21 protein-coding genes and 3 pseudogenes are annotated in these 25,218 nt (G+C 52.3%); 1 reads left to right on the plus strand and 23 read right to left on the minus strand.

Annotation, left to right across the window (positions count from 1 at the left end):
* Nucleotides 1–119 precede the first annotated feature (119 nt).
* Nucleotides 120–1,016: a LysR family transcriptional regulator gene (locus tag GNG29_RS11230; RefSeq protein WP_156654523.1), complete on the plus strand. Its 897-nt coding sequence runs from the start codon at nt 120–122 to the stop codon at nt 1,014–1,016.
* A gap of 134 nt (nt 1,017–1,150) precedes the next feature.
* Here the strand turns inward: GNG29_RS11230 and GNG29_RS11235 are convergent, their stop codons facing one another.
* The 23 genes and pseudogenes from GNG29_RS11235 to GNG29_RS23330 form a co-directional block, all read right to left on the minus strand.
* Nucleotides 1,151–2,533, minus strand: a complete 1,383-nt coding sequence (locus tag GNG29_RS11235; protein ID WP_231736630.1) for a hypothetical protein — start codon at nt 2,531–2,533, stop codon at nt 1,151–1,153.
* Nucleotides 2,533–2,817: a PAAR domain-containing protein gene (locus GNG29_RS11240; RefSeq protein WP_409201132.1), complete on the minus strand. Its 285-nt coding sequence runs from the start codon at nt 2,815–2,817 to the stop codon at nt 2,533–2,535. Before GNG29_RS11240 ends, GNG29_RS11235 begins: the two co-directional genes overlap by 1 nt.
* A complete protein-coding gene (locus GNG29_RS11245) occupies nt 2,804–3,511 on the minus strand; it encodes a hypothetical protein (RefSeq protein WP_156655475.1) in 708 nt (235 codons plus the stop codon). Before GNG29_RS11245 ends, GNG29_RS11240 begins: the two co-directional genes overlap by 14 nt.
* A gap of 3 nt (nt 3,512–3,514) precedes the next feature.
* Complete coding sequence (locus tag GNG29_RS11250; RefSeq protein ID WP_156655476.1) at nt 3,515–4,222, minus strand: hypothetical protein; 708 nt, start codon at nt 4,220–4,222, stop codon at nt 3,515–3,517.
* Nucleotides 4,223–4,225: 3 nt separating this feature from the next.
* Entirely contained in the window at nt 4,226–4,921 is a 696-nt protein-coding gene (locus GNG29_RS11255; RefSeq protein WP_156655478.1) for a hypothetical protein, read from the minus strand.
* Between the two features lie 3 nt (nt 4,922–4,924).
* The gene (locus tag GNG29_RS11260; protein WP_156654526.1) at nt 4,925–5,620 is read right to left on the minus strand and encodes a hypothetical protein; all 696 of its coding nucleotides are present in this window, start codon (nt 5,618–5,620) and stop codon (nt 4,925–4,927) included.
* A 3-nt stretch (nt 5,621–5,623) separates the two neighbouring features.
* A pseudogene (locus tag GNG29_RS11265) lies at nt 5,624–6,330 on the minus strand (hypothetical protein).
* A 9-nt stretch (nt 6,331–6,339) separates the two neighbouring features.
* The gene (locus GNG29_RS11270; RefSeq protein WP_156654527.1) at nt 6,340–8,475 is read right to left on the minus strand and encodes a DUF3274 domain-containing protein; all 2,136 of its coding nucleotides are present in this window, start codon (nt 8,473–8,475) and stop codon (nt 6,340–6,342) included.
* Nucleotides 8,472–10,982: a type VI secretion system tip protein VgrG gene (locus tag GNG29_RS11275; RefSeq protein ID WP_156654528.1), complete on the minus strand. Its 2,511-nt coding sequence runs from the start codon at nt 10,980–10,982 to the stop codon at nt 8,472–8,474. Before GNG29_RS11275 ends, GNG29_RS11270 begins: the two co-directional genes overlap by 4 nt.
* A gap of 321 nt (nt 10,983–11,303) precedes the next feature.
* Nucleotides 11,304–12,011 carry a hypothetical protein gene (locus GNG29_RS11280; protein ID WP_156655480.1) on the minus strand — a complete coding sequence of 236 codons (708 nt, stop codon included), beginning with the start codon at nt 12,009–12,011 and terminating at the stop codon, nt 11,304–11,306.
* 3 nt (nt 12,012–12,014) lie between these two features.
* A complete protein-coding gene (locus GNG29_RS11285) occupies nt 12,015–12,722 on the minus strand; it encodes a hypothetical protein (protein ID WP_156654529.1) in 708 nt (235 codons plus the stop codon).
* A 9-nt stretch (nt 12,723–12,731) separates the two neighbouring features.
* The gene (locus GNG29_RS11290) at nt 12,732–14,867 is read right to left on the minus strand and encodes a DUF3274 domain-containing protein (RefSeq protein WP_156654530.1); all 2,136 of its coding nucleotides are present in this window, start codon (nt 14,865–14,867) and stop codon (nt 12,732–12,734) included.
* A gap of 448 nt (nt 14,868–15,315) precedes the next feature.
* Nucleotides 15,316–15,506: pseudogene (locus GNG29_RS23325) on the minus strand (tautomerase PptA).
* A 3-nt stretch (nt 15,507–15,509) separates the two neighbouring features.
* A complete protein-coding gene (locus GNG29_RS11300) occupies nt 15,510–16,217 on the minus strand; it encodes a hypothetical protein (protein ID WP_156654531.1) in 708 nt (235 codons plus the stop codon).
* Between the two features lie 9 nt (nt 16,218–16,226).
* Nucleotides 16,227–18,341 (minus strand): DUF3274 domain-containing protein, encoded by a 2,115-nt coding sequence (locus GNG29_RS11305; RefSeq protein WP_156654532.1) that lies wholly within the window; start codon nt 18,339–18,341, stop codon nt 16,227–16,229.
* Nucleotides 18,338–18,616, minus strand: a complete 279-nt coding sequence (locus GNG29_RS11310; protein WP_231736635.1) for a hypothetical protein — start codon at nt 18,614–18,616, stop codon at nt 18,338–18,340. Before GNG29_RS11310 ends, GNG29_RS11305 begins: the two co-directional genes overlap by 4 nt.
* A 300-nt stretch (nt 18,617–18,916) precedes the next feature.
* Entirely contained in the window at nt 18,917–19,147 is a 231-nt protein-coding gene (pptA, locus tag GNG29_RS11315; RefSeq protein ID WP_156654533.1) for a tautomerase PptA, read from the minus strand.
* 32 nt (nt 19,148–19,179) lie between these two features.
* Nucleotides 19,180–19,800 (minus strand): glutathione S-transferase family protein, encoded by a 621-nt coding sequence (locus GNG29_RS11320; protein ID WP_103179672.1) that lies wholly within the window; start codon nt 19,798–19,800, stop codon nt 19,180–19,182.
* 43 nt (nt 19,801–19,843) lie between these two features.
* A complete protein-coding gene (locus GNG29_RS11325; protein WP_103179673.1) occupies nt 19,844–20,731 on the minus strand; it encodes a transporter substrate-binding domain-containing protein in 888 nt (295 codons plus the stop codon).
* A 9-nt stretch (nt 20,732–20,740) separates the two neighbouring features.
* Nucleotides 20,741–21,514: an amino acid ABC transporter ATP-binding protein gene (locus tag GNG29_RS11330; protein WP_156654534.1), complete on the minus strand. Its 774-nt coding sequence runs from the start codon at nt 21,512–21,514 to the stop codon at nt 20,741–20,743.
* Nucleotides 21,498–22,421: an amino acid ABC transporter permease gene (locus tag GNG29_RS11335; protein WP_156654535.1), complete on the minus strand. Its 924-nt coding sequence runs from the start codon at nt 22,419–22,421 to the stop codon at nt 21,498–21,500. The genes GNG29_RS11330 and GNG29_RS11335 overlap by 17 nt, the downstream gene beginning before the upstream one ends.
* A 9-nt stretch (nt 22,422–22,430) precedes the next feature.
* A complete protein-coding gene (locus GNG29_RS11340; protein WP_156654536.1) occupies nt 22,431–22,940 on the minus strand; it encodes a GNAT family N-acetyltransferase in 510 nt (169 codons plus the stop codon).
* A 9-nt stretch (nt 22,941–22,949) separates the two neighbouring features.
* Nucleotides 22,950–25,210 (minus strand): annotated as a pseudogene (locus GNG29_RS23330) (NtaA/DmoA family FMN-dependent monooxygenase).
* Nucleotides 25,211–25,218: the final 8 nt, after the last annotated feature.

Genomic DNA, 25,218 nt, shown 5'->3' on the forward strand with positions numbered 1-25,218 from the left:
CCTCATAATTATTTTGTAGGGTACGCAGTCGGGCTGCCTTGATGAGTATGCTGATATTTCTTGCATGATCATGCGCATCGGTTTATACAAAAAAATGCAATAATCGAGAGCGAGCCAGAATGGAACTACAACACCTGCGCTGTTTCCTGGCGGTAGCCGAAACCCTGCATTTCGGTCAGGCGGCCCAGCGCCTGGATATGCTGCCCTCCGCCCTGGGAAGGAATATTCGTCTTTTAGAAGAAGCACTTGGCACGAGGCTATTTACCCGCTCGACCCGCCGGGTGGCGCTGACGGAGAATGGCGTCTTGCTGCGGGAAGAGGCACGTAAGCTGCTCGCCCATGCCGACGCGATTATGTTGCAATTTCGTCAAAATCCACGCCGGGCGCAGCCGCTTTTGCGCGTCGGCACCATCGACAGCGCGGCCATCGGTTTGCTGCCCGGACTGCTGCATCTCTTCCGCCAGCACTACCCGGATGTGGAGATCCAGCTTTTCGAAGATAAGACCGTGCATCTGCTGCCGAAGCTGAAAAGCGGCAGGCTGGATCTGGTCTTTATCCGCCCGCCTGCCCAGCTCGACGCCCAGTTTGGCCGGGCATTTTTATGCAATGAGCCGGGAATTCTCGCCCTGCCCGCCAGCCATCCGTTTGCTGACCGGGAGAAGGTCGATATCGCGGAGCTGGAAGGGATGCCGATGATCCTGCCGGAGCGGCGCTCGCGCCCGCACAGCCACGACCTGACCATGAATCTTTTCCATCACGCCGGGATAGAAGTGACAGTGTCACAGATGGCGGGCGAGAAGCAGACCATTATCAACCTGGTGGCAGCGGGTATTGGTCTGGCGATTGTGCCCGCCTGGAGTAGCCGCTATCTGATGCCGGGCGTGAAATTTGTGCAGCTGAACGGTGCGGAGCAGATGGGGATGCCGCTGGAGGCGGTGTGGATGGCCGGGGCGCAGGATGAGATTCGGGATAATATGCTGGCGATGCTTGAAGCGCATCCGGAGCTGTATGTATGAATCGCCGGGTGGCGGCTGCGCCTTACCCGGCCTACAAGGGTACAGAAGCCGTAGGCCGGGCAAGCGCAGCGCCGCCCGGCAAATCCTGATGACGGTCTGAATTCGGGAAACAGATCTTTTGATTCAGCTGCACACTAATATCCCATGTCCCTATATGCTTCATTGGTTTTTATAACTAACGCTAAGCAGCCTATGCTAATAAACCCGACGAAAGGGATAAAGATACTCGCAATAAGCCCCCAAAGAGATAGCGGGACATTTTTATCTGAGAAAGTAATCTGATATGCAAAGAATGAAATTACACAGAAAAATGCAGCCATAACCGAAGGCATAAGTGGATTACTCCAGCTTCCCCATTCAAGGTTTGCCGGGATACTGGTTTTCTGGGAAGAGAGTGCAGTAATACAAAATTTGTTTTTTTCTGAACAGGCCACCAACTGCTCCCCTTGGGCATATTTCACCGCATCTGCCGCCAAAGCCAGCGCCAGCCACCGATACCCGGCACTCTTTTCGCCGAAAGAGGCATCTACATCCAGCCGCTCCGATGCCAGCCCCCTTTCATCCAGAACCTGCATTAACGGGTATTTCTCAGTACGGGGCAGCCCGGTATGCCAGAGCGTTTTCGGTGTAAGTACCGAGCCTGCCTCCAGATAGATCGGCATTTTTGCCTCAACATCTGTCACACCGGCCATGGGCTGATACAGATAAACCGGTTTTTCACCTTCCTCCCGGACATAATGGTTGGTCAGCAGGAATGCACAAGCATTTTCCATGTTCTTTGATTCATTTTCTTCTTCATGTAAATCAACGATAACCAATAATCGGTTTTCAACCCTGTAATCTGACAGTTTGGTCCATTTGCTGATAAGTGCATAATCGGGACATTCAGTGCTGTATTCAATTTTGCAGGTACTGGCATGAACCACACCTAATCGGTCCAGCGAGCGCCTCAGCTCTTCTATACAATTTTCATTCCCTCCGCGAACCCAGACAATGGTTTCAAAAACCCGGTAATTGTATCCCTTCAGCTTTTCGGCCATCGGAGCCAGTAGGCGGCAAAATACCTGTTCATTGCGCGTCTGGTCGAAAAGCGCTTCCAGCAGAATTTTTACCGGTGTTTTCGGCGCCAGTGGAAACTCCCCTTCCAGCTTCAACATGTTCAGTGCCGGTTGCTCCAGCGGAGTGATGGCAGACCATGCTGCAATAGCCACATTTTTTCGAGCATAAGCTTTTAAATGAATTTCCCGCTCTTTTGCAATGAATTTACGAGTTTCAAAATAGTGAATATTGGCGTCATGAAACATGAACGCTACATAAACAATCACAGAGACAAGGCAAAAGGGTAAAATAACTGAAGGCACAAAAAAAATGGCAGTAACCTGTTCCTTTTCAGGCCAGGTTAAAGCTCTGATCAGCAGGCTCGCTCCTATGGCGACAACATACAGGACAATAATAACCGCGACTGGCACATCGGTATCTGCATCTGGCTGTTTCTTGAATAACCACCACTCTTTCATCACGCAGCCCCCGCGACAGGCAAGGTACTTTTGATTTCGCAACCACAGGCCGCGTGACAACCATCCACCACAACCCCCCTGCCGCGCATAGTCCAGGTGGGATGACATTCATTTATTGGAAATGTCCCTCTGTGCAAAGGGCAAGTCACCAGATCGGCCCTGAGGGCCACGGGTTTGCCCATAAAGGGCGCACCGGAAGCTGTCGTTACTTTTCCACCGCTTACCAGCGGGTCGTTTACTCGAATGACACCTTTCATTATTTCTATCTCCTTATCGTCCTGCATCCATATCACAGCGCATCCGATCCCAGCCGGTGTAACCCTTCACTTCGGGGACTTTGTCGGGTAAATCCTGATAGTTTGCTTTAAATTGGGCTGTATTATCTTTCAGTGCTTGTTTGGTGATGTAATCCATCCCCCAGGCTGGCCCTGGGAAACGGGGTTCTATTTTCCCATTTACTTTGCTTCCCATACCGTCATCCACGGTATATTCAATCCCTGGGCCACCAGGCAGAATGCGCGGATCTTCAAACGGTTTTGAAGACATATACAGCCTATGTTTGGTCTGTAAAAAGCCCTGATCGTTGACGACGGTAAAAGACACCACGTCTTCTGCGGGCGCTCTGTTATCTCCATTCGGTTCATTATGTCCGGGCGCAAAGCCAACCGCCTTCCAGGTTTTGCCATAATCTTTTGAAACAAGAAATCCATCCACTTGCCAGTTGGTAATTGCTATATATTTCTCAGAAGGATGAATAAATTTTCGCGTGAAAATTCGATAAAACTGACTGGCTGGTATTGTGTGAATACCTCGTTTAGTGTCCGTATACCAGAGTTCTCCTTCGCAGTCCCAGCCTTTAAGCTCCAGAAATCGATGATCATCAAACCGATAAACTATCTGCGTCGGCGGCTCTTTCGCCAGGCATTCTGCAGTTAATACAACAGCGGCAACTGTGAGAGATGTACATAATCCTTTCATCACTTATCGCCCCGCGTCCATATCACAGCGCATTCGATCCCAGCCGGTGTAACCCTTTACATCGGGGACTGTGTCGGGCAAATTTTGCCAGTTCGTCTTAAGCTGTTGCGTGCTCCCCTCAAGCCCTTGCCTGGTCATGTAAATCATCCCCCAGGCCCACCCAGGAGAACGGGCTTCTAATTTTCCGTTTACTATGCCTCCCATACCGTCATCTACGGTATATTCAATCCCTGGCCCACCAGGTAAAATCCGTGGATCTTCAAACGGCTTTGACGACATATACAGCCGGTGTTTGGTTTGTAAAAAACCCTGATCGTTGACGACGGTGAAAGACACGACATCTTCTGCAGGCGCTCTGTTATCACCATTGGGTTCATTATGTCCGGGAGAAAAGCCAACAGCCTTCCATGTTTCGCCATAATCTTTCGAAACAAGGAAGCCATCTACCTCCCAGTTTGGGATAGAGATATAACGTTTCGAAGGATGAATAAATTTGCGGGTGAATATTCGATAAAACTGAAAGTAAGGCTGTGAATGAATGCCTCGCTTTGTATCGGTATACCAGAGCTCCCCCTGGCAATCCCACCCTTTTAACTCAAGATAGCGATGGTCATCGAACCGATAAACTACCTGAGTCGGCGGCTCTTTCGCCACGCAATCAGCAGCCAGAACAACGGCGAACACTGCGAAAATAGTACATAATCCTTTCATCACTTATCGCCCCGCATCCATGTCACAGCGCATACGATCCCAACCTGTATAATTCTTCACTTCCGGAACTTTGTCGGGCAGGTCCTGATAGTTTTGTTCATGACTTACAACCTTTCCTTTCAGCCATTCCTTAGTAAAGTACACCATTCCCCATTTCCAACCTGGAAAGTCGGGGCTAATTGTCTGGACGGTGCCATCATTCAGTTTGTATGTAATACCAGACCCACCTGCCACGACGCGCGGATCATCAAACGGTTTTGAAGACATATACAGCCGGTGGTTGGTCTGCAGAAAACCCTGATCGTTCACGACGGTGAAGGATAATACGTCTTCATAAGGTGCGTAATCATCACCGTTCGGTTCATTATGACCAGGCGCAAAGCGTACACTTGCCCAGGTTTTCCCATAATCTTTCGATACGCGAAAGCCATCTGCACCCCAACCAGTTATTGCAATATATCGTTCAGAGGGGTGAATAAATTTTCGGGTAAATATTCGATAAAATTGTGAAAAAATTTGCGAATGGATCTTTTTCTGAGTATCCGCATACCAGAGCTCCCCCTGGCAATCCCACCCTTTTAACTCAAGATAGCGATGGTCATCGAACCGATAAACTACCTGAGTCGGCGGCTCTTTCGCCACGCAATCAGCAGCCAGAACAACGGCGAACACTGCGAAAATAGTACATAATCCTTTCATCACTTATCGCCCCGCATCCATGTCACAGCGCATACGATCCCAACCTGTATAATTCTTCACTTCCGGAACTTTGTCGGGCAGGTCCTGATAGTTTTGTTCATGACTTACAACCTTTCCTTTCAGCCATTCCTTAGTAAAGTACACCATTCCCCATTTCCAACCTGGAAAGTCGGGGCTAATTGTCTGGACGGTGCCATCATTCAGTTTGTATGTAATACCAGACCCACCTGCCACGACGCGCGGATCATCAAACGGTTTTGAAGACATATACAGCCGGTGTTTGGTCTGCAGAAAACCCTGATCGTTGAAGACGGTAAACGACACAACATCTTCAGCAGGCGCTCTGTTATCTCCATTCGGTTCATTATGACCGGGAGAAAAGCCGACGGCCCTCCAGGTTTGACCATAGTCCTTCGACACAAGGAATCCATCCACTCGCCAGTTGGTAATTGCTATATACCTCTCAGAGGGATGGATAAACTTTCGCGTAAAAATTCGATAAAACTGACTGGCTGGTGTTGTGTGAATACCTCGTTTAGTGTCCGTATACCAGAGTTCTCCTTCGCAGTCCCAGCCTTTAAGCTCCAGAAATCGATGGTCATCAAACCGATAAACTATCTGCGTCGGTGGCTCTTTCGCCACGCAATCAGCAGCCAGCACAACGGTGACGACGGCGAAAAAAGTACATAATCCTTTCATCAATTATCGCCCCGCATCCATGTCACAGCGCATATGATCCCAGCCGGTGTAGCCTTTAACTTCAGGTACTTTGTCGGGTAGGCCCTGATAGTTTGTCTTAAACTGGGCTATGTCCTTCTCAGACCCTGTTTGGTGATGTAATCTAGTCCCCACGCAGGGCCTGAGGAGCCAGGTTTTAGCTTCCCGTTTACATTATTTCCCATACCATCGTCCACGGTAAATTCAATCCCTGGCCCACCGGGCAGAATGCGAGGATCTTCAAAAGGCTTGGACGACATATACAGCCGGTGTTTGGTTTGTAAAAAACCCTGATCGTTCACGACGGTAAAAGATACCGCGTCTTCGGCAGGGGCTCTGTTATCACCATTAGGTTCATTATGCTTAGGAGAAAAGCCAATAGCCTTCCATGTTTCTCCATAATCTTTTGAAACAAGGAATCCATCTACCTCCCAGTTTGGTATAGAAATATAACGTTTCGAAGGATGAATAAATTTGCGGGTGAATATTCGATAAAACTGAAAGTAAGGTTGTGAATGAATACCCCGCTTTGTATCGGTATACCAGAGTTCTCCCTGGCAATCCCACCCTTTTAACTCAAGATAACGATGATCATCAAACCGATAAACTATCTGCGTCGGCGGCTCTTTCGCCAAACTATTCGCAGTCAGTAAAATAGTGGCGAATGCGAAAACAACACAAAGTTCCTTCATGCTCAATCCTTAAGCCAGTTGGTTATCATTTTTAGGTTTTGGCATATCCCATTGCAATAACTTCCTTTCCTGAAAGTCTTCTGCTTTGAAAAAGCCCATATCGATATTTTTCGGGTTACGAACATTTGGTCGGATACCGGCATAATCATTATCCACACCGTAATTACCCTTAGGCAGCACTTCATCTGGTTTATTCATTACGTTCTTTGTCGAGACATCTGGCAGTCGTCCGGAACGATAATATTCTTTAGCAGCAGGAAAACCATTCATTGGATCGCGCCAGTCTGCACGATGTAACAGCTCCTCCCAGAACTTTCCTGCCTTATAATCAAACGCTTTACACTGCCCAATAGCCAGATCGAACGCCATCGCGTGTGACGGCGCAAACTCACTCATGACAATAGATGAGTGCTGGCTATAACTAACCGGATCGATTTTTTGCCACTCCGCTTCCAGCTCTTCACGGGTTTTCAGCCAGGTTATGGACAGTACCGGGTACTCTTTTGAACCCGTAACCTTCCCTGCAATGACTGTGTGTTTCCGGGCAATACTTTCAATCTCTAATTCATCGCGCGTTAAGACATGCCCCGGTTTCCAGCTGATACGCTGATAGCTGTTGAGCATATACATTGCAGAGTCCGTGCGCTTGATAGCGCTGGCTTTGGCGGAATAGGAGATGTAAGCGTCCGGACTGTCGGGATCGATATAATAGGTATAGGGTTTGTCACTGGTTTTTGGATCGTCATCAGGTCTGTTATCCTGTCCCTGGAGTTTAAACGTAAACGGCTCCGGTAATTCCTCTCCGTTCACCACCACATCGCGGTAGCTGTAGCTGCTGTTGGTCAGGAAGGCGTATTCTGCATCCCCCTCCTTTCGCGTCGGCAACGCAAAAGGCTTTGCGTCCGGCGCTTTCCCTACCTCGCCGTGCTGATAAAAGACGCGCTGAAAGAGATTAGGAATATCCCGGGCTATTTCCTGAGGGATACCCCGCCAGCCCATCCCCTGTACATTTTCCAGCGACACGACGCCGTCGTTAGGACAAAAGTAGTTGTACACCTTGCCGTCGTTGCTCCGGCAATACCGGTCATCGGTTCGCAGCGGATTATCGGAAGGTTTACGCAGGGTGCAGGAGGCCTCCATCGCCTGCAATTCACCCTCTGTTATTTTTCCGCCACCTTTCCACTGCGTGTACATCAGGCGACAGAAGTTTTTGAAGGTGTTCTGTCTGGCCGCGTTGGTCTGTTGATATCCGGGCTGAATATTTTCAAATACGCGCGACTCCAGCGAATACGGGGAGTGGTTAAGAATGACGCAGTTAACCGGAGCATATCCAGCCTGTTTCACCAGCATATTTGCCAGCATGGTGATGATAGTTCCCTGGCTATGAGCTACCACGTTCATAATATCATTCCTTGTTATATCCTCTGCCCTGACCTGAATAATCAAATCCGCCAGCCGCTGAGCGGCAAAAAATTGATAAATACGGTGAGGATTTTCATATATTGGATGCGTATAGTCCCCGTCATTAAAGTGCAATGAGGCAAATCCCGCTGCGGCCACACCAAAGCCACCGGCACCCGGCCCTAACATGTCGGGAATAGTGGTCGTCGCATTAGCAAAGGTCCCGCCCCCTTTGGCAAAATGCATATCAAGCGCGTTTTTAAAGTTATCGCTCTGGAATTTAAAGGGTCCTTTGCCGTCATTACCCAGCGCCGCTTTATTCTTCTCGTTATTTTCCTGATAGGCGTCATACGGCAGATGGGCTTTCTCACTCAGCTTGCTGACTTCCTCCCGGTAGCGTTTCTGGTCTGCCCGGTAGTCGTCACAGGTCACCGGTTTATATCCCCAGTAAAAAGGGATAATGGGGGAGCGGCCGGGAGTGGTGATTCGGTAATCTTTCCATTCATGGGCATAAAAATCCTGTCGGTTAAGCCGTTTCCCTAATCCTGCAAGAATGCCCTTCTCCTGGTTCTGGTAGGCCTCACCCACGTCGTTTACGCCGTGGACCAGAATCACAATGCCCGGCATCGGGCGCGGCACGCCCACGTTGCGCGTCTGGGCGGCTTCTCCCAGACTTTTGTGTACCGGAATATCGCCTTCAGAGATCACCCGTGGGGCATATGGTTTTGTCTTCGACTCCGTCATTCCATCAACTCCATTTTGTAACTATCGAGATCGTCAGCATCAAGCAGCGGTGAATGACCATTGCTGTCCGTCACGCCTTCTACAATCTGGCCGGACGAATTCGTCAGTCTGAATTTTTTGTTTGCCAGAATTTGCTCCGGGTCATCGCCCGCGTGCAGCTTATAGCGGAGCTTAAAAGCACCTTTCTCGAAGGATGGCGATTGAACTGACGCACTTTCCGGACCGTCGTATTTCAGGTTCGGTGCTTTAAGCTCAATGCCGGTTGGCGAGAAAATGGTGACCAGCCCGTTCGGACTGATGCGGATCCCGCCCCCACCGCAGACAAACTGCATCCCCTCTCTGGCACTGCCGTTCATCTTCCCGGCGGTACTGGTCAGCGTGAAATCCTGCTGTGACAGCATGTGCATTTCACCGCGCTGCGCCTGGGTCGTGATATCCCCTGCACCGGCAATCATCTGAATACCGAGCTTGCGGGCAAACAGCGAAATTTTCTCCCCCACGGCCAGTGAGAATTTTTTCACCACATTCACGCTGGTATCATTGCCCGCCGTGGCGATCAGGTCCTTCCCGGCAGACAGTTGCAGACTGTCCGGTGTGATTTGAGCAATCCCGTTTTTGCCATAGGCCAGAATGCCGGGTTCCGTGAGATGACTTAACGCCTGACTGAGCGCATTCTGCTGGTCGGTTTCGACATTACAGGCCCCCGCCGTCAGCGCACTTTGTTGCAGGGTCATCGCCAGCGATAAAGCTTTCTCAAGCTGCGCGATGGCTGCTGCCATATCCAGCTGTTTCCCTGCGGCGCGTGGCTGGGCTTCAGTAGTGATCATCACCCCTTTGGCGGCACGCAGTGACATCCAGTCATCGGTACGGGCCTCAAGGCCTTCGCCACGTTTTTTCCCTTCAGCATCGACCAGATGTCCCACGCTGAATTGCCCCTTGCCGTACTCCGTAGAAATCTTGATATGCTCCTGGCCGCGGCGGTCCTCAAGACGAATCTTGTTGAACGCAGCCGTGCGGATCACATTGCGGGTATCGTTGCGGTTGGTGACTAAATCCGGGCGGCTGCCATCATGCATAGCGTGGGCAATAAAAGGTCGGTCCGGATCGCCGCCTTCAAAACCAATGGCCACCTCGGTGCCGTCCAGCAGCGGAAAGTGAATGCCAAAGGTGTCACCGGCATAGGCTCTTCCAAGACGTACCAGAGCGCTTTCAAACCCGTCACGCTTCTCATCCAGGTCAAAATCAAACTTCACCCGGTAGCGCCCGTGCGCATCAAGCCCGGCATAAGTTTTATCTCCCCCGATAGCCGCCACTCTTGCAGGCACGGTTCCGGCTATCACTGGCCGGGGTATATATTCAGGGCGGAAGCTGTAGCCGTGGATGTAGGGGATACCCGTCAGCACGGCGCGGTAATGTTCCGCGCGACTGCTGCGGATGGTCATTTTCGTTATCAGAAAGCCGGGTTTAAAACCGTCTGGAATGGGCCCCGTGGGGTGAAATATGATACCCGGGTGAAGTTCGGGATCGCTGGTCGTCGCCCCCAGAACACTCTGGCCGTTCAGCAGACGCTCATAACGAAGCCGGGCGTAAAACGTGGCCGTTTCCGCCTCTTCGCCATAATAATCACCGTTAGTCAGGTAAGGATCGGCATAGTGATAATGTTGTCCTGTGGTGACACCCTGAGGGATATCACTTATGTCGATAGTTTTGTCGGCCTGAGGCGAGTGCGGGTCGCGGTAGTTATAGGTGCGTACCAACGCGTTTTGGGGGATTAAATCGTGCTGTTCCTCCAGATCGGTAATGTAATCGGCGTAACTGGTCATGCCAGAACGGCGGACATAAGGCACTTGTTTGTCGCAGAAGAGGTAACGGCGTTCAGAATCCCCAAAAATAACGACGGTTTCAGCCTTCACTTTGTCGTGATTCTCTAAGCGGAACCAGATCCCCACCTCCGCCAGTAACCGGCGGATAAACTGTAGATCGGTTTCTTTCCACTGAATAATCATCTCCCGTCGCGGGTAATTATGGATGAGTTGGTCAAAATCGATGTTGTAGCCGTCAAAATACCCACTCTCCTTCATGAGCTTCGTGACGAGTTCCGGCACCGTCATGTCCATGTACACCGCCGAACGGTAGTTCCTGTCCAGCAATGCCAGCTCATGCTCCAGCACACACTCATACAGGGCTTCGTCACCGGATGACTTAAGGCGGGAAAATTTTGTGATCGTACCGTTTATCTGTCGTACCGGCAGCCAGGGCGTTTGCCCTTGCCAGGAGGCATTTGGATTCGGGGCTCGCAGAATAAATTCGGCCATCTGGTTAAGAACAGCCTCAATGGCTATGTTCTGATCCGGACTGGTAAAGCGGATGGTATAGCGCCAGGGCTCGCTTAACCCCTCTGTTCCGGTAAACGAGTGAACATCCGGAATAACGCTTTTACTACGGGGAAAATACAACAAATAACGATTTAAGGTAGCCTGCTGGACAACTTCGTTGTTCCCTGCCATAGATAAACATCCTTTTAATAAACGGTGGGCTTGCTTTTAAATAATACACCCAACGCTATTATTAAAATATGATTTAGCCATGTAAAATCAGGCGTTATAGATACAAGGATATTCACTAAATAAATTCATAGGCATAAAAAAATCACCACACAAATATAAAGCACACACCTTTTAATCAGATTTAAATAACAAAATGACGAACACGTTTTTTTATCCGGCGGCCTCATTTGCGGGTGGCGGCTGCGCCTTACCCGGCCTGGAAGGGCACGGAAACTGTAGGCCGGGCAAACGCAGCGCCGCCCGGCATAATCCTTTCATCACCTATCGCCCCGCATCCATGTCACAGCGCATCCGATCCCAACCGGTATAGTCCTTCACTTCAGGTACCTTGTCGGGTAAGCCCTGATAGTTTGCTTTAAATTGGGCTGTATTATCTTTCAGTGCTTGTTTGGTGATGTAATCCATCCCCCAGGCTGGCCCTGGGAAACGGGGTTCTATTTTCCCATTTACTTTGCTTCCCATACCGTCATCGACGGTATATTCAATGCCTGGACCACCCGGCAGAATACGCGGATCTTCAAACGGCTTTGACGACATATACAGCCGGTGTCTGGTCTGCAGAAAACCCTGATCGTTGACAACGGTGAAGGATAATACGTCTTCAGCAGGCGCGTAGTCATCACCATTAGGTTCATTATGCCCGGGAGCAAAGCCAACAGCCTTCCATGTTTCGCCATAATCTTTTGAAACAAGGAATCCATCCACTTGCCAGTTGGTAATTGCTATATATTTCTCAGAGGGGTGAATAAACTTTCGCGTAAAAATTCGATAAAACTGACTGGCTGGCATTGTGTGAATACCCCGTTTGGTATCCGTATACCAGAGTTCTCCTTCACAATCCCATCCTTTCAACTCGAGGTAACGATGTTCATCAAACCGATAAATAACTTGTGTCGGTGACTCTTTCGCCTGGCACTCAGAAGCCAGCACAACGGTGACGACTGCGAGAATAGTACATAATCCTTTCATCATTTATCGCCCCGCATCCATGTCACAGCGCATATGATCCCAGCCGGTGTACCCCTTCACTTCGGGGACTTTGTCGGGTAAACCCTGCCAGTTCGTTTTAAATTGTTGAGTGCTGTTTTCAAGCCCTTGCTTAGTCATATAAATCATCCCCCAGGCCCAGCCCGGAGAACGGGGTTCCAGCTTCCCGTTAACTATGCCTCCCATACCGTCCTCCACGGTAAATTCAATGCCTGGGCCACCAGGCAGAATACGCGGATCTTCAAACGGCTTTGACGACATATACAGACGGTGTTTGGTCTGTAAAAAACCCTGATCGTTGACGACGGTGAAGGATAATACGTCTTCAGCAGGCGCGTAGTCATCACCATTAGGTTCATTATGCCCGGGAGCAAAGCCAACAGCCTTCCATGTTTCGCCATAATCTTTCGAAACAAGAAATCCATCCACCTCCCAGTTTGGGATAGAAATATAACGCTCTGAAGGATGAATAAATTTGCGGGTGAATATTCGGTAAAACTGAAAATATGGCTGTGAATGAATGCCTCGCTTTATATCCGTATACCAGAGTTCCCCCTGGCAATCCCAACCTTTTAACTCAAGGTAGCGATGGTCATCGAACCGATAAACAACCTGCGTCGGTGGCGTTTTCGCCAAACTATTCGCAGTCAGTAAAATAGTAGCGAATGCGAAAACAACACAAAGTCCCTTCATGCTCTGTCCTTAAGCCAACTGGCTGTCACTTTTAGGTTTTGGCATTTCCCATTGCAATAACTTCATTTCCTTGAAGTCTTCCAACCTGACAATACCCATATCAATATCTTTCGGATGACGTGACCGAGGTCGGATGCCGGCATAATCATTCTTTACACCGTAATCACCTTGTGGTAGCACATTGTCAGGTTTATTCATAAAGTTTTTAGTCGTACCCGCTGGTAATCTTCCGGAACGATAATATTCTTTAGCAGCAGGAAAACCATTTAATGGATCCCGCCAGTCTGCACGATGCAATAGCTCTTCCCAGAATTTCCCCGCTTTGAAATCAAACGATTTACACTGTCCAATCGCCAGGTCAAAGGCCATTGCCTGAGACGGCGCAAACTCGCTCATCACAATGGAAGAGTGCTGGCTGTAACCAACCGGATCCGTTTTCTGCCATTCTGCTTCCAGCTCTTCACGGGTTTTCAGCCAGGTTATGGACAGTACCGGGTACTCTTTTGAACCCGTAACCTTCCCTTCAATGACTGTGTGTTTCCGGGCAATACTTTCAATCTCAAGTTCATCGCGCGTTAAGACATGCCCTGGTTTCCAGCTAACTCGCTGATAGCTGTTGAGCATATACATTGCAGAGTCCGTGCGCTTAATAGCGCTGGCTTTGGCGGAATAGGAGATGTAAGCGTCCGGACTTTCCGGATCGATATAATAGGTATAGGGTTTGTCACTGGTTTTTGGATCGTTATCAGGATGGTTATCCTGCCCCTGGAGCTTGAAAATAAACGGCTCCGGTAATTCCTCGCCGTTAATGATTACATCACGAAAGTTATAACTGCTGTTCGTCAGGAAGGCATATTCTGCATCTCCCTCCTTTCGCGGCAGTAACGTAAAAGGCGCACCGTCCGGCTCTTTCCCTACCTCGCCGTGCTGATAAAAAACGCGCTGATACAGATTAGGAATATCACGGGCTATTTTCTGAGGGATACCCCGCCAGCCGAACCCCTGCACATTTTCCAGCGACACGACGCCATCGTTAGGACAAAAGTAGTTGTACACCTTGCCGTCATTGCTCCGGGAATACCGGTCATCGGTCCGCAGCGGATTATCGGAAGGTTTACGCAGGGTGCAGGAGGCCTCCATCGCCTGCAATTCACCCTCTGATATTTTTCCGCCCCCTTTCCACTGCGTGTACATCAGGCGACAGAAATTTTTAAAGGTGTTCTGCCTGGCCGCGTTGGTCTGTTGATATCCGGGCTGAATATTTTCAAACACGCGCGACTCCAGCGAATAGGGAGAGTGGTTAAGAATGACGCAGTTAACGGGATCATATCCGGCCTGTTTAACCAACATATTTGCCAGCATGGTGATGATCGTACCCTGGCTGTGGGCGACCACATTAATCACATCCTTTTCAGTAACAGGATCACTTCGAATCTGAATAATCAAATCCGCCAGCCGTTGAGCGGCAAAAAACTGATAGATGCGATGCGGGTTCTCATAAACAGGATGCGTATAGTCCCCGTCATTGAGGTGCAGCGAGGCAAATCCCGCTGCGGCCACACCAAAGCCACCGGCACCCGGTCCCAGCATATCCGGGATGGTGGTGGTGGCATTGGCGAAGGTCCCGCCACCTTTGGCAAAATGCATATCGAGGGCGTTTTTAAAGTTATCGCTCTGGAATTTAAAGGGTCCTTTGCCGTCATTACCCAGCGCCGCTTTATTCTTCTCGTTATTTTCCTGATAGGCATCATACGGCAGATGGGCTTTATCACTCATCTTGCCGACCTCTTCCCGGTAGCGCTTCTGGTCTGCCCGGTAGTCGTCATAGGTCACCGGTTTATATCCCCAGTAAAACGGGATAATGGGCGAACGGCCAGGAGCCGTGATCCTGTAGTCTTTCCATTCATGAGCGTAAAAATCCTGGCGATTAAGCCGTTTACTCAGTCCGGCAAGGATACCCTTCTCCTGGTTCTGGTAAGCCTCACCCACGTCGTTCACGCCGTGGACCAGAATCACGATCCCCGGCATCGGGCGCGGCACGCCCACGTTGCGCGTCTGGGCGACTTCTCCCAGACTTTTGTGTACCGGAATATCGCCTTCAGAGATCACCCTCGGGGCATATGGTTTGGTCTTTGACTCCGTCATCCCATCAACTCCATTTTGTAACCATATCTTCTGTCCAGCAGAGCCAGTTCATGCTCCAGCACGCACTCATACAGAGATTTTTACTACGGGGAAAATACAATAAATAACGATTTAAGATAGCCTGCTGTTGGACAGCCTCGTTGCTCCCTGCCATAGATAAACATCCTTTTAATAAACGGTGGGCTTGTTTTCAAATAATATACCCACCTCTATCATTAAAATATGATTTAGCCATGTAAAACCAGACGTTATAGATACAAGGATATTCACTAAATAAATTTAGTGACGTAAAAAAATCACCGCGCAAATATAAAACACTCGCCTTTTAATCAGATTTAAATAACAAAATGACGAACACCTTATTTTATCCGGTAGCCTCATTTTCCGGGTAGCGGCTGCGCCTTACCCGGCCTACACGGGTACAGTACACGCAGGCCGGGCAAAAGGCTTACATCGAATAACCCGGCTTTTTAATCAGCTCATCCAGCTTCGGGCCAATCTCCGTATCCCAGACCTGCGCTTTCCTGTCCGCTTCTGCGACCTCGTTAGCAAGACAAAGATTGTGCGATCTTTACTGTTCAGATGACGGGTAATCACCTCGGCGATATCCCAAGGGAGAACAGTGCATAATTCTTTCATCAATTATCGCCCCGCATCCATGTCACAGCGCATACGATCCCAACCTGTATAGCCCTTCACTTCGGGGACTTTGTCGGGTAAATCCTGCCAGTTCGTTTTAAATTGTTGAGTGCTGTTTTCAAGCCCTTGTTTAGTCATGTAGATCATCCCCCAGGCCCAGCCAGGGGATCGGGGTTCCAGCTTCCCGTTTACTGTGCTTCCCATACCGTCATCCACGGAAAATTCAATCCCTGGGCCCCCCGGCAGAATGCGCGGATCTTCAAACGGTTTTGAAGACATATAAAGCCTATGTTTGGTCTGCAAAAAGCCTTGATCGTTGACGACGGTGAAAGAAATAACATCTTCATAAGGCGCGTAATCATCCCCATTCGGTTCATTATGGCCAGGAGCGAATGCAACGGAACGCCACGTTTGCCCATAGTCTTTAGACACCATAAAACCGCCAGCACCCCAGCCTGTTATTGCAATGTAACGTTCTGAAGGATGGACAAATTTACGGGTAAATAGCCTGTAAAACTGGCTGACAGGCCTGGTGTGAATCCCTCGCTTCGTGTCCGTATACCAAAGTTCACCTTCGCAATTCCACCCTTTAAGCTCCAGATATCGGTGATCATCAAAACGATAAATGATCTGTGTCGGCTGCTCTGAAGCCTTGCAACCCGCAGTAAGCAGAAAGATCAGCGTCGCAAAACATGCAGATAATCCTTTCATATTTAGTCCTTAAGCCAGTTGGCGATCACTCTTGGGTTTGGGCATATCCCATTGCAGATTTTTTACCTCCTGATTTCCGGCGGCCAGATTGCGTGAAGGTTTGACAGTTGTAGGATTGCTAAACTGATTTTCTACCCCAAACTCACCTTTTGGTAAAATTTCATCTGGCTTATTCATAAACCATTTGGTCTGTTGTTCATCTAGTTTTCCTCTACGGTAATACTCTTTAGCGGCAGGATAGCTATTCTGCGGATCACGCCAGTCCGCACGATGTAACAGCCCTTCCCAGAACTTTCCCGCCTGATAGTCAAATGATTTGCATTGTCCAATAGCCAGATCAAAGGCCATCGCGTGTGATGGCGCAAATGCACTCATCACAATAGACGAGTGCTGGCTGTAACCTACCGGATCGGTTTTCTGCCATTCAGCCTGCAATTCTTCTGGTGTTTTACGCCATGTAAGAGTGACTAGCTGAAAGTCACGTGAACCTGACACCTCACCATGAATGACCTCACGCTTACGTTCAATGCTCTCGACACTGAGCTCTGAAGGAGTCAAAACGTGACCGGGACACCAGCCAGTACTCTGATATTTATTAACTGCATAAACGGCCGATGCGGTGCGCTTAATAGCACTGGCTTTAGCGGAATAAGAGATGTAGGCATCCGGGCTGTCGGGATCGATATAATAGGTATAGGGCTTGTCACTGGTCTGCGGATCGTTATCAGACCTGTTATCCTGTCCCTGGAGTTTAAACGTAAACGGCTCCGGTAATTCCTCGCCGTTCACCACCACATCGCGGTAGCTGTAGCTGCTGTTGGTCAGGAAAGCGTATTCTGCATCCCCCTCCTTTCGCGGCGGCAACGCAAAAGGCTTTGCGTTGGGGGCTTTCCCTACCTCGCCGTGCTGATAAAAGACGCGCTGAAAGAGATTAGGAATATCCCGGGCTATTTCCTGAGGGATGCCCCGCCAGCCCATCCCCTGCACATTTTCCAGCGACACGACACCGTCGTTCGGACAAAAGTAGTTGTACACCTTGCCGTCGTTGCTCCGGCAATACCGGTCATCGGTCCGCAGCGGATTATCGGAAGGTTTACGCAGGGTGCAGGAGGCCTCCATCGCCTGCAGTTCACCCTCTGTTATTTTTCCGCCCCCTTTCCACTGCGTGTACATCAGGCGACAGAAGTTTTTGAAGGTGTTCTGCCTGGCCGCGTTGGTCTGTTGATATCCGGGCTGAATATTTTCAAACGCGCGCGACTCCAGCGAATAGGGAGAGTGGTTAAGAATGACGCAGTTAACCGGGTCATAACCGGCCTGTTTGACCAGCATATTTGCCAGCATGGTGATGATAGTTCCCTGGCTATGGGCGACCACATTAATCACATCCTTTTCAGTGACAGGCTCACTTCGAATCTGAATAATCAAATCCGCCAGCCGTTGCGCAGCAAAAAACTGATAAATGCGGTGCGGGTTTTCATAAACAGGATGGGTGAAATCGCCGCCATTCAGGTGCAGAGAAGCAAATCCCGCTGCGGCCACACCAAAGCCACCGGCACCCGGCCCTAACATGTCGGGAATAGTGGTCGTCGCATTAGCAAAGGTCCCGCCCCCTTTGGCAAAATGCATATCAAGCGCGTTTTTAAAGTTATCGCTCTGGAATTTAAAGAGTCCTTTGCCGTCATTACCCAGCGCCGCTTTATTCTTCTCGTTATTTTCCTGACAGGCGTCATACGGCAGATGGGCTTTCTCACTCAGCTTGCTGACTTCCTCCCGGTAGCGTTTCTGGTCTGCCCGGTAGTCGTCACAGGTCACCGGTTTATATCCCCAGTAAAACGGGATGACGGGCGAACGGCCGGGAGCGGTGATCCTGTAGTCTTTCCAGGTATGGGCATAAAAATCCTGCCGGTTAAGCCGTTTTCCCAGTCCTGCAAGAATGCCCTTCTCCTGGTTCTGGTAGGACTCACCCACGTCGTTCACCCCGTGGACCAGAATCACAATGCCCGGCATCGGGCGCGGCACGCCCACGTTGCGCGTCTGGGCCACTTCGCCCAGGCTTTTGTGTACCGGAATATCGCCATCCGAGACCACCCGCGGGGCGTACGGTTTTGTCTTCGTCTCCCTCATTCCATCAGCCCCTTTTTGTAACGATAGCGTCTGACCAGCAGTGCCAGCTCATGCTCCAGCACGCACTCATACAGCGCTTCAACAACGTATGACTTAAGGCGGGAAAATTGCGTAGTCGAGCCGTTAATCTGTTGTGTTGGTAGCCAGGGCTCGCTTAACCCCTCTGTTCCGGTAAACGAGTGAACATCCGGAATAACGCTTTTACTTCGGGGAAAATACAACAAATAACGATTCAAGGTGTCCTGTTGTTGGACCGCCGCGGAATTCCCTGGCATAGTTAAACATCCTTTTAATAAACGGTGGGTGTATTTTTAAATAATACACCCAAACCCGTTATCAAAATATGACCTGGCTATATGAAACCAGATATGATAATTATCAGGTTATTCACAAAATAAATCTATACTCTTTAAAAAATCACCACGTAAATATAAAATAAATACCGTTCATCCAGTTTTAAATATCAAAATGACGAATACGTTATTTTAACCGGCAACCTTATTTGCCGGGTTGCGGTGGCGGCTGCGCCTTACCCGGCCTACACGGGTACAGTACACGCAGGCCGGGCAAAAGGCTTACATCGAATAACCCGGCTTTTTAATCAACTCATCCAGCTTCGGCTCAATCTCCCTGTCCCAGACCTGCGCTTTCCAGTCCGCTTCTGCGACCTCGTTCAGGGCTACGGAAATGGCGCGATCTTTACTGTTCAGATGACGGGTAATCACCTCGGCGATATCCGCCGCCAGGGCGGTTTTTTGCTCGTCGTTCAGGTCGCGCGGGAAACATTTGATATCAACGTGTGGCATGTGCAGGGCTCCTTTTGAATGAGCATTCCAGACTAGCAGAGAATAGTGTTGTCTTTTAGCACCTTGTGCAGTTTCGGGAGCTTGCACACGCTATCGGCGATGGCCGTGATCTTCGGGGTATTGGCAGCGAACCAGTCCGGACGTGGTCCCCAGGTACGCATCACGCACAGGTAGCAGTCCACCAGCGTGATTTGCTCGCCAAAGGCGTATGGGGTGGCTTTGAGGTGATTATCCAGCCACAGGTAGAGCGATTTCCGGTATTCACGGCAGTTTTGCTGTAGCTGTTCCGGGGCGTCCGGTGCCCAGCGCTCCGGGTAGTCGGCAAAGGTAAAGGTGGGATAGACGTTGGCTACCAGCCAGATCAGCAGGCGCTGAAACTGCTGGCGCTCCGCGCGTCCAACCGGAGGCGCAAGTTCCGGGCAACGATCGAGGATCATCAGCGCAATCGCCGCCGTCTCCGTTATGATTTCGCCATTTTCCAGCTCGAGGGTTGGCACCTGACAGAGCGGGTTGAGTTTTTCCAGCAGCTCACGGGTTGCCCCCGGCTTATCGAACCCGTCGACGTTGATAAACTGATACGGAATGTCGGCGAGGGTCAGCATCACCTCACTGATGGCTGAACCCCAGCCCGGTACGCCATACACTTTGATCATGATCGCTCCACTTCAGGGTCAAAACCCTAAGTGTAGAGCAGCATCAGTAGGTGATGCCTGGCGGATTGACCTCCGACTGCGTTACCGCTTCGCCCTGCTCCGCCCAGCGCGCCAGCACTTTCTGGTACTCTCCCCGCTGGATCGCCCCGTCGAGGGCGGCCTGTAAGGCATACACCAGCCCGTTCCCCTTTTTAGTCGTGGTCGCCACATACGCCTTCTTCGGCCCTAAGCCCACCACCCGGGTTTTGCCGGTCAGCGCCGCTTTGTAAGCCGAGACCGACTGCGGGCCGAAGAAGACATCCGCCCTGCCGGACTGGATATAGAGATTGCCGGAGGCGTCGTCGGTCAGATAGACCGGCAGCGCAGGCTCTCGCCCGGCGCTTTTGTTCTCCTCGTTCCAGCCCAGCAGAATGCGCTCCTGGTTAGTGCCGGAGCCGACAATCACCTTTTTGCCTGAGAGATCGGCGGCGCTTTTAATCGATTGCACCTCGCTGGTGGATTTTACCGAGAAGGCCAGGTTATCGACGCGATAGGTGGCAAAATCAAACTTCTCTTTACGCTGCTCGGTCACCGCAATGTTCACCAGCGCCACGTCGTAACGCCCGGAGGTGATGCCCAGCGGCCAGTCCTCCCACGCCGTCGGTACCAGCTTTAATTTCAGCCCGAGGCTGCCCGCCAGCAATCGGGCGATATCCGGGTCGCTGCCGATGCGGGTGCGGTTGTCGCTGGCCAGCAGCGCCAGCGGCGGGGAGTTGAGCGCCGAAATGGCCACCGTCAGGGTGCCCGGTTCGACAAATTTATAGTTAGCCGGGATCTTCGCCACCGCCTGCTTGTCCACCGTCACCGGCAGTGGCTGTTCGTTGGCCTGTAAATCAATCGCGGCGTGGCTTGTGGATGCCACCATGAGTAACGCCAGTACGCCCTTTTTCATCTTCACTCCTTACAGCACTTTGGACAGGAACTGCCGCGTTCGGGCGTGGGACGGTCGGTTCAGTACCTCGTCGCTGCTGCCCTGCTCCACGATTTTGCCGTCGACCATAAACACCACCTGGTCCGCCACTTCCCGGGCGAAGCCGATCTCATGGGTCACCACCACCAGCGTAGTGCCGGAGCGGGCCAGCTTTTTGATCACATCCAGCACCTCGCCAACGAGTTCGGGGTCCAGCGCCGAGGTGGGTTCATCAAACAGGATCACCCGCGGACGCAACGCCAGCGCCCGGGCAATGGCGATGCGCTGCTGCTGCCCGCCAGAAAGATGACGCGACCAGGCGTCGGCTTTATCCCGCAGCCCCACCACGTCCAGCAGTTCGTAAGCCCGCTCGATGGCCTCTTTACGGCTCAGCTGTCTGTGGGCGATGGGCGCTTCGATCAGGTTCTCCAGCACCGTCAGATGCGGGAACAGGTTGAAGTTCTGGAACACGTAGCCGACATTGACCCGCTGTTTGAGGATCGCCTTCTCTTTCAGCTCGTACAGCGTGTTGCCCTCCCGACGATAGCCGATGTAATCCCCGTCAATCTGAATAAAGCCCTCATCGACCCGCTCCAGGTGGTTAATGGTGCGCAGCAGCGTCGATTTGCCCGAGCCAGATGGGCCGAGGATCACCGTTACCGAGCCGGGCGGGATCTCCAGCGAGACGTTATCCAGCGCCTTGTGGCGGCCAAAGAACTTGCTCACACCGGTAATCGAAATATGTCCTTCAGGAGAGGCTGGCATGGACGGGCTCCTGTGTGGTTGGGGTGGTGACTGAACGGGTGCGGGTGGCGCGGGAGCTGTTCACTGCCGAGCGGCGCTCGCTGCGGGCCAGGCCTCGCTCAACCAGGTGCTGAATGGCCGAGAGCACGGTGGTGATCGCCAGATACCAGACGGCACCGACCATCAGCAGCGGGATCACCTCCTGGGTGCGGTTGTAGATCATCTGGATGGTGTAGAACAGCTCCGGCATCGCCAGGACATAAACCATCGCTGTGCCCTTGGCGAGGCTGATGATTTCGTTGAACCCGGAAGGCAAAATGGTGCGCAGCGCCTGCGGCAGAATGATACGCAGGGTACGGCGTGAGGCCGGTAAGCCCAGCGCCGCTGCCGCTTCATACTGGCCGTGATCGACCCCTAAAAAGCCGCCGCGAATGATCTCCGCGGTATAGGCGCTCTGCACCAGCGTCAGCCCGACCACCGCCGTAGAGAACTGCCCCAGCACGTTGATAGTTTCAAAGCTGCCCCAGGTGATGCCGGTAAACGGCACGCCGAGCGACAGCCTGTCGTAGAGATAGGAGAAGTTGTAGAGAACGATCAGCACCACAATCAGCGGCAGGGAGCGGAAGAGCCAGATGTACCCCCAGGCGAGGCTGCTCAACAGCCACGAGGAGGACAACCGCGCCAGGGCCAGCACGCCGCCAAACACCACGCTAAGGAGGGTGCCGATCAGCGTCAGGAGCAATGTCTGCCCAACGCCCTCGAGGATCACCGGGTCGAAGAACCAGCGGGCAAACACCGCCCACTCCCAGCGGGGGTTAAAGGCCACCGACTGAATGACCACCGCCAGCACAAACAGCGCCACAATCGCCCCCACCGTGCGCAGCGGATAGCGCGCCGGGACCACTTTGATGGTTTCAACGTTGTTCATCGTCGTTCCTCATGCCGATTTGCTGAACGCTTCGCGTACCAGCGTTTTGGTGAAGCGCAGCCGTCCGTCAAACGGCGGCTGGCTGTACTCTTCCGGGTCGCGGTTAAGATCGAACTGCGCCGCGTAGCCCTGGCTCAGATAGAGCCGCACCGCTTCCGGCTGACGAAAGCCAGTGGTGAGGTAGATCTGGCTGTAACCGGCAAGCCACGCCCGGCGCTCCAGCTCCTGCACCACACGGGCGGCAAGCCCCTGCTGACGCAGGGATTTGTCGGTCCAGATACGTTTGATCTCGGCGGTTCGGGCATCGAAAGGCTTGTAGGCCCCGGTGGCGATAATCTTTCCGTCGCGCTCCAGCACGATAAACAGACCCTGGGGCGGCAGATACCACTCGGTCAGTTCCACCTCGGCATCTTTAGAGAAGTAGTCCCCGTAGCGCGCCGCGTATTCACCGAACAGCCCGTTAATAATGGGCTGAAGATCGGCGTCCTCCGGTGAAACGTCACGAAAAAGGTCGGTCATAGGATCTCCTTAGTCGCCAAGACCAGCCGGGTTAACTTCGGAGTACGGGATGCGCTCCACGCCTTCACCCCAGCGGTTCAGTACCTTGTCGTAGTCGCCGTTCTTGATCACGCCGTTGAGCGCGGTCTGCACCGGCTCTGCAAGGCCACTGCCTTTTTTCAGGGTGACGGCGATGTGCGCCGCTTTCGGCCAGCCGCCGTCCACGCTGCCCACGAGTTTGGTTTTCCCGTTCAGGGCCGCTTTCCATGCGCCGATCACGTTCGGGCCAAAGTAAGCGTCCGCGCGACCGGACTGTAACGCCAGGGTCTGGGCGGCTTCGTCTTTGGTGTAGATGGGGGTGAACGGCTTCAGCCCCTTCTTCTGGTTCTCCGCATCCCACGCCAGCAGGATCGCCTCCTGGTTAGTGCCGGAGCCCACAATGATCCGTAGCCCGGCGATATCCTCAGCCTGCTCAAGTTTCTTGATCGGGCTGGTGGATTTGACATAGAAGCCCAGCGAATCTTTCCGGTAGGTGGCGAAATCGAACTTCTCTTTGCGCGCTTTAGTCACGGTGATGTTGCTGATCGCCGCGTCGTATTTCCCGGAGGAGACCCCCAGCGGCCAGTCTTCCCAGGAGGTGGGCACCACGTTCAGCTCCAGACCGAGGCTGTCGGCCACCAGACGGGCGATATCCGCCTCGCTGCCAATCAGGGTTTTGTTGTCATCGGCGAAGACCGTCAGCGGCGGCTGGCTCAGGCCTGCAATCGCTACGGTGAATTTTCCCGGTACCACCGGTTTAAAACTGGCGGGCAACTGGGCGATGGCCTGGGGATTTTTTGCCGTGTTGATCGGCGTTTTATTGGCCTCGAGGCTCACCCCGGTGCCGTTAATTGTGACGTTCTCTGCCCAGACGGCAGGGGTAAAGGCCAGCGCGAGCGCCAGAATAAGCGATGATTTTTTCATGGCAGGTTCTCTTATTGTTTTGTGAACTGATTAACGGGCTGCGCTAAACCCAGGCTCTCGCGCAGGGTGGTGCCGGGGTATTCAGTGCGGAACAGGCCGCGCGCCTGCAACAGCGGCACCACCTGGTCAACAAAGCGCGGGAAGGTGTCCGGCGTGCCGCCCTGAATAATGAAGCCATCCGCCGCATGGCCTTCAAACCACTGCTGTAACCCATCGGCCACCTGCTCCGGGGTGCCGGAAAAACGCGGGCGCGGCGAGGCGGCTTCCAGCGCCACCTGACGCAGGGTTAAGTTGCGCTCCCGGGCGTTGCGCTTGATCTCATCGGTGGTACTGCGGAAGCTGTTTTTGCCCAGCTCGCCAATGTCCGGGAAGGCCTCGTCCAGCGGATACTGGCTGAAATCGTGATGCTCAAAGTAGCGGCCAAGATAGTTCAGGGCATCGTTGATGGAGACCAGCGCGGCGGTGGTCTGGTACTGCTGCTCCACATCGTCACTGTCTTTCCCGACGATGACGCTTACCCCCTGGAAGATATGCAGTTCGTCCTCGCGACGGCCATGCTGTTTAAGCTGGCTTTTCACGTCGTGCCAGAACGCCCGGGCCTCATCAAAGGTGTCATGGTGGGTAAAGATGGCGTCGGCATGTTTCGCCGCCAGCCTTTTGCCATCGTCCGAGGCGCCGGCCTGGAAGACAATCGGCCTGCCCTGCGGCGTGCGGCCAATGTTCAGCGGCCCGGTCACCTTAAAGAAATCCCCGTGGTGATCGAGGGTGTGCAGCTTTTGCGGATCAAAGAACTGCCCGGTCGCTTTGTTACGCACGAAGGCGTCGCCCTCCCAGGAGTCCCACAGCCCTTTCACCACGTCGAGATATTCGTCGGCAATCCGGTAACGCAGGGCGTGCTCCGGGTGCTTATCCCGGGAGAAGTTTTTTGCTGACCCCTCCAGCGGCGAGGTGACCACATTCCAGCCCGCCCGGCCATGGCTCAGGTGATCGAGGCTGGCGAACTGGCGCGCCACGGTGAACGGCTCGCTGTAGGAGGTAGATAATGTCCCCACCAGCCCCAGCCGGGAGGTGACGGTCGCCAGCGCTGACAGCACGGTCAGGGGCTCAAAGCGGTTGAGGAAGTGCGGGATCGACTTCTCGTTGATGTAGAGGCCATCCGCGACAAAGATAAAGTCGAGCTTGCCCGCTTCGGCCTTCAGGGCCGTCTCTTTGACGAAATCAAAATTGATGCTGGCATCGGCGATTGCTGCCGGGTGGCGCCAGGCCGACATATTCCCCGACGCGCCATGCAATATCGTGCCCAGACGCAGCTGTCGTGTTGCGGTCATAGTGACTC

Source organism: Leclercia sp. Colony189, from assembly GCF_009740165.1.
Lineage (GTDB): Bacteria > Pseudomonadota > Gammaproteobacteria > Enterobacterales > Enterobacteriaceae > Enterobacter.

Bases quoted from the DNA above. Each gene is read 5' to 3' on its own strand.
- GNG29_RS11240 (WP_409201132.1), bottom strand. From the start codon at position 2,817: ATGCAGGACGATAAGGAGATAGAAATAATGAAAGGTGTCATTCGAGTA.
- GNG29_RS11340 (WP_156654536.1), bottom strand. From the start codon at position 22,940: ATGACCGACCTTTTTCGTGACGTTTCACCGGAGGACGCCGATCTTCAG.
- GNG29_RS11260 (WP_156654526.1), bottom strand. From the start codon at position 5,620: ATGAAAGGATTATGTACTTTTTTCGCCGTCGTCACCGTTGTGCTGGCT.
- GNG29_RS11235 (WP_231736630.1), bottom strand. From the start codon at position 2,533: ATGAAAGAGTGGTGGTTATTCAAGAAACAGCCAGATGCAGATACCGAT.
- GNG29_RS11335 (WP_156654535.1), bottom strand. From the start codon at position 22,421: ATGAACAACGTTGAAACCATCAAAGTGGTCCCGGCGCGCTATCCGCTG.
- GNG29_RS11310 (WP_231736635.1), bottom strand. From the start codon at position 18,616: ATGCCAGGGAATTCCGCGGCGGTCCAACAACAGGACACCTTGAATCGT.
- GNG29_RS11230 (WP_156654523.1), top strand. From the start codon at position 120: ATGGAACTACAACACCTGCGCTGTTTCCTGGCGGTAGCCGAAACCCTG.
- GNG29_RS11270 (WP_156654527.1), bottom strand. From the start codon at position 8,475: ATGACGGAGTCGAAGACAAAACCATATGCCCCACGGGTGATCTCTGAA.
- GNG29_RS11285 (WP_156654529.1), bottom strand. From the start codon at position 12,722: ATGAAGGGACTTTGTGTTGTTTTCGCATTCGCTACTATTTTACTGACT.
- GNG29_RS11330 (WP_156654534.1), bottom strand. From the start codon at position 21,514: ATGCCAGCCTCTCCTGAAGGACATATTTCGATTACCGGTGTGAGCAAG.
- GNG29_RS11275 (WP_156654528.1), bottom strand. From the start codon at position 10,982: ATGGCAGGGAACAACGAAGTTGTCCAGCAGGCTACCTTAAATCGTTAT.
- GNG29_RS11305 (WP_156654532.1), bottom strand. From the start codon at position 18,341: ATGAGGGAGACGAAGACAAAACCGTACGCCCCGCGGGTGGTCTCGGAT.
- pptA (WP_156654533.1), bottom strand. From the start codon at position 19,147: ATGCCACACGTTGATATCAAATGTTTCCCGCGCGACCTGAACGACGAG.
- GNG29_RS11250 (WP_156655476.1), bottom strand. From the start codon at position 4,222: ATGAAAGGATTATGTACTATTTTCGCAGTGTTCGCCGTTGTTCTGGCT.
- GNG29_RS11280 (WP_156655480.1), bottom strand. From the start codon at position 12,011: ATGAAAGGATTATGTACTATTCTCGCAGTCGTCACCGTTGTGCTGGCT.
- GNG29_RS11245 (WP_156655475.1), bottom strand. From the start codon at position 3,511: ATGAAAGGATTATGTACATCTCTCACAGTTGCCGCTGTTGTATTAACT.
- GNG29_RS11320 (WP_103179672.1), bottom strand. From the start codon at position 19,800: ATGATCAAAGTGTATGGCGTACCGGGCTGGGGTTCAGCCATCAGTGAG.
- GNG29_RS11300 (WP_156654531.1), bottom strand. From the start codon at position 16,217: ATGAAAGGATTATCTGCATGTTTTGCGACGCTGATCTTTCTGCTTACT.
- GNG29_RS11290 (WP_156654530.1), bottom strand. From the start codon at position 14,867: ATGACGGAGTCAAAGACCAAACCATATGCCCCGAGGGTGATCTCTGAA.
- GNG29_RS11255 (WP_156655478.1), bottom strand. From the start codon at position 4,921: ATGAAAGGATTATGTACTATTTTCGCAGTGTTCGCCGTTGTTCTGGCT.
- GNG29_RS11325 (WP_103179673.1), bottom strand. From the start codon at position 20,731: ATGAAAAAGGGCGTACTGGCGTTACTCATGGTGGCATCCACAAGCCAC.